This is a genomic window from Neisseria sp. P0022.S010, assembly GCF_051956635.1.
On record NZ_JBQCXF010000242.1, the window covers coordinates 1 to 4,358 of the forward strand.

General features: G+C 46.7%; 5 protein-coding genes. 1 reads left to right on the top strand and 4 read right to left on the bottom strand.

The features are described from left to right. Positions 1–445 precede the first annotated feature (445 nt). Positions 446–1,267, top strand: coding sequence for a posphoenolpyruvate synthetase regulatory kinase/phosphorylase PpsR (gene ppsR / locus ACTHUT_RS14495; RefSeq protein WP_250601086.1), 822 nt, complete (start codon positions 446–448; stop codon positions 1,265–1,267). Between the two features lie 55 nt (positions 1,268–1,322). Here the strand turns inward: ppsR and dcd are convergent, their stop codons facing one another. The 4 genes from dcd to ACTHUT_RS14515 all read right to left on the bottom strand — a co-directional run bounded on the left by dcd (position 1,323) and on the right by ACTHUT_RS14515 (position 4,229). Next, on the bottom strand, positions 1,323–1,889 hold the full coding sequence (gene dcd, locus ACTHUT_RS14500) for a dCTP deaminase (RefSeq protein ID WP_003680541.1): 567 nt from the start codon (positions 1,887–1,889) through the stop codon (positions 1,323–1,325). Positions 1,890–2,014: 125 nt separating this feature from the next. After that, the gene (locus ACTHUT_RS14505) at positions 2,015–2,446 is read right to left on the bottom strand and encodes a hypothetical protein (protein ID WP_250601083.1); all 432 of its coding nucleotides are present in this window, start codon (positions 2,444–2,446) and stop codon (positions 2,015–2,017) included. 22 nt (positions 2,447–2,468) lie between these two features. After that, on the bottom strand, positions 2,469–3,251 hold the full coding sequence (locus tag ACTHUT_RS14510) for an ADP-ribosylglycohydrolase family protein (RefSeq protein WP_440418952.1): 783 nt from the start codon (positions 3,249–3,251) through the stop codon (positions 2,469–2,471). Positions 3,252–3,329: 78 nt separating this feature from the next. Next, entirely contained in the window at positions 3,330–4,229 is a 900-nt protein-coding gene (locus ACTHUT_RS14515) for a recombination-associated protein RdgC (protein ID WP_004521096.1), read from the bottom strand. Between the last annotated feature and the right edge of the window lie 129 nt (positions 4,230–4,358).

A 4,358-nucleotide genomic window follows, 5' to 3' on the forward strand; every position in this document is an offset into this window, starting at 1 on the left:
TCAAACCAAATAACGTAGTTTTCGGCCATTTGTGTGTCCAATCCAATCCAAAAATGTTAAAAAAGAAACAAATCCGCCTGCTTATTGTAGCCATTCGTTTGATGGCTGTCATGTGTTTTATCTTTTTAAAAATCACAAATTCGTCTGTGATATTGTGCTTTTCAGGCGTGTAGCCTTCTGAAATATGAATATCAGATTCATGTTTTTACGTGTTATCTTCTTGTTAAATATGGAAAACAAAATAAGTTAATAAATTTAAGAATCGAAATTTATTTTGCAAATGTGGAATATAATTCCAATAAATCTAAAAAAATAAAATTTTATTCCAATTTAAAATTTGTTCAAATTTGTTGTAATCCTGTGTAATCTACCGGGAATCGCTTTATTGCAAAGGCTGTAACTGCTATGATTGCCGTCTGAAACGTTACCCTCAGAAGGATTCATTATGACTGCTCCACGCCAAGTCTTCTATATTTCCGACCGCACCGGTCTGACCGCCGAAAATATCGGTGAAGCCCTGTTGAACCAATTCGGCAATGTCGAGTTCAAGCGCCATGTTTATCCATTTATCGATACGTCTGAAAAAGCGTTGGCCGTAGTGGATGAAGTCAATAAGACAGCCGAACAGTTTGGCGATCGTCCGATTGCTTTTGTCAGCGTGGTAAATGATGAAATCCGTGAAATCATCAAAAAATCCAATGCATTCCATATTGATTTCTTTGAAACGTTCTTGGGTTTGCTGGAAAAAGAATTGAATGTTGAAGCAACGATTGCTGAGCGAGGCCATCATAGTATCGGTAATACCAAGCGTTACGATGCGCGTATGGAAGCAGTAAACTTCTCGCTCAACCATGATGACGGTGTCAGCGATAAAAACCTGCAGGAAGCGGATGTGATTTTGATGGGCGTGTCCCGTTCGGGCAAAACGCCGACTTGTCTCTATCTGGCTCTGCAATACGGTATCCGCGCCGCAAACTATCCATTGATTCCAGATGATTTGGAATCGACCGATTTGCCGCGTATGGTCAAACCTTATAAAGACAAGCTGTTCGGCTTGACCATTCAGCCTGAGCGTCTGCAGGCTATCCGTCAGGAACGCCGTCCTAATTCGACCTATGCCAAAATCGATACTTGCCGCAGCGAGATTGCTGATGCGCAAAATATGTTCAAACGCCACGGAGTGCCGTTTACCAATACAACGGATAAATCTGTGGAAGAACTCGCCGTTCATATCTTGCAGGCTTGCAAGCTGAAACGCCGTTTCTAAATGAAATGATAAAAGGCCGTCTGAAACTTCAGACGGCCTTTTTTTATTTTGTATATTAAGTCTTAGGCAGGGTGACACCGGTTTGTCCCATGTATTTGCCGTTGCGGTCTTTGTATGAAGTTTCGCAGACTTCATCGCTTTCAAAGAACAAGACTTGGGCCACGCCTTCGCCTGCATAAATTTTGGCAGGCAGGGGGGTAGTGTTGGAAAACTCAAGCGTAACGTAGCCTTCCCACTCGGGCTCGAACGGGGTAACGTTGACGATAATGCCGCAGCGAGCGTAAGTGGACTTGCCTAAGCAGACGGTCAGGACGTTGCGCGGGATGCGGAAATATTCGACTGTGCGCGCCAGTGCAAAGGAGTTGGGCGGAATGATGCAGCAGTCGTCTTCGACTGTAACGAAGTTTTTCGGGTCGAAGTTTTTCGGGTCGACGATGGTGCTGTTGATATTGGTGAAGATTTTGAATTCATTGGCGCAACGGATGTCGTAGCCGTAGCTGGATGTGCCGTAGGAAATGATGCGTTGGCCGTTGGCCTCTTTGATTTGGTTGGGCTCGAACGGCTCAATCATGCCGTGTTCTTCGGCCATTCGGCGTATCCATTTGTCGGATTTAATGCTCATGGTGGTTGTCCTGGGGTAAGGGTTGTTTGGAAATTTTTTGAAATCAATACAACAGCCTTTAAGCAGGCTTGTCAATTGATGTTTCAGACGGCCTTAAATATGGATAAGGCCGTCTGAAAGGCTGTTTATTTGGTTTTGGAAGCAGATTTCTTAGGCAGTTTGACTTCTTTAATCATACCGTCTTCGCATTTCATGATGAAGACGGGTGTGCCGTTTTGAGAAGCGGTAAAGTTTCCGTGCGCCTTGCCTTTTTTGAACATGCCTTCCAGTGTCATATTGCGTAATTTGGCGCTGTTGGAGGAGAAAGGTTCGATAAAGGTTTCGCGGTTGCCGGAAACGGTATATGCGCCTTTGCCGTCAAATTTGCCGTTTTTAAATGAGCCGACATAGCTGCGGCCGTCTTGGCATTTCCATGTGCCTTTACCGGACGGTTTACCGTCTTTGCCGACATCGCCATCATAAGCGCAACCTTTTTCCTGATAAGGATTGATGGTTTCGGCAATAGCAGGCGTACCCAGCATGAAGGCGATGGGGAGTAGGGCGAGGTATTTCATCATTCATTCCTTTTTGCAGGCGGTTTCAGACGGCCTGATATTGGGATTCAAAAGTCAGCAGGGTTTCAGCAATACGGCATGGCAATATGGCTAAAGCGTGTTCGCGCATGGATGCAGGGATACCATGGTAGGCTTCGGCAATACTGCCGGTAATGGCTGCTAAAGTATCGCTGTCTCCGCCCAGGGAAACTGCCAGTCGGATGGCGTGTTCAAAATCATCGCTTTCAAGAAAGGCGGTAACTGCTTGAGGTACGGTTTCTTGACAGCTTTCGTTGAAATGATAATGCGGCCGGATTTGGTCGCAACTTTGGCTCAAGTTGTAGCCGAATTGTCGTGTAATGTCTTCTTTGATTTGCGCTTTGCCGATGCCGGTACGCGCCCAAAAGATGGCGGCGGCTACAGCTTGTGCACCTTTAATGCCTTCCGGATGGTTGTGCGTTACGGCGGCGGATTGTTCGGCAAAATGCAGGGTTTCTTCCAATGTGGCAAATGCCCAGCCAACGGCAGAAACACGCATGGCCGAGCCGTTGCCCCAGCTATTATAAGGTTCTGGATCTTTCCATTCTATCCATTGTGAAAAGCGGCCGCCATATGCGCCTTTAGGGTAGGGATATGCCCTACACCAGCCTTGTAAAATAGAGGCTAAATGATCGTTGCAGCCTTGTAAAACCCAATCGGCGATGGCAACAGTACAAATCGTGTCATCAGTAAAGTCGCTGTCGGGGCTGAAAATGTCAAAATCGATGTGACGGTAGTTGTCAAACTCAAATCTTGATCCGGCAATATCGCCAATGACTGCGCCCAACATCATGACATCCTTTCTGATACTTCTATTTATATTTCAGACGGCCTTTGATATTTCCCAATCAAAAGGCCGTCTGAAAAATTATTCTTGCCAGCCGCCCAAATAAGAAACCAGTTCTTCCAACATGGTGCTGATGGCTTCGGTCATCAGGATTTGCGAGGCAAAGGCGAGGCTGGCGGCATCGTCGCCGTTGCTTTCCGCTTCTTCTTGCAAAACGTCCAGATACTGGATGCGTTTGAGTGTAAAGTCTTGGGTAAGGATGAATGCGATTTGTTCTCGCCATACCAAGCCCAGCTGGGTAACAGTTTTGCCGTTTTTGACGTGTTGTACCACTTCATCGGCGGTCAGGTCTTGTTTGGAAACTTTGACGACCGGGACAACATCGCCTACGCCTTTGAGTTCGCAATCGCTGTCCAATTCAAAACCGCCTTCGCAATGGCCTTGCAGCAGCCAGCTGGTCATCAGGGAGGAGGGCGATTGTTTGGTGTTGGGCAGGGCTGCTTCAAGGCCGCCCAAGGCTTCGCGCAGTTTGGTCAGGATATTTTCCGCTTTGGCAGATGCGGCATTGTTGACCAAAAGATACCCGTGGCGCGTGTCGAAAATCACCTGTGTGCGGCTGCTGCGCGTAAAGGCACGGGGCAGCAGGTCGTCAGTAATCTGTTCTTTCAGTTCTTGTTTTTCCTTGCGGCCGACATTGCGCGCTTCGTTGTTTTGGATTTCCAAAACCTTTTCATCCAAAATATCACGGATGACGCCGGCAGGCAGGACTTTTTCTTCTTTTTTCAGGGCCACACGCCAAGTGTAATCGGCAGGGAAAACCAGCTCGGGCGAAAAGGAAACCGGCGTGGCAAAGCCTTCGCTAAACCAGTCCAAACCCTGACAATGGGCAAATTCGGATTGCGCCAATTTGTCGGCAAGGACTTCCAATTCGGGCAATTTGTCTTTGTTGAGCGGATAAAAACTGATTTGCTTAAACCACATGGCGAGTTTTCCTTTTTATTAAAACCGGCATTATACAGGGAAAATAACATACGGAAATCGGCAGCACCTTTAAAAATGCAGTAAAGGCGTTGACAGAAGAAAAGGCTTTCTGTATAGTCTGTCTCTTAT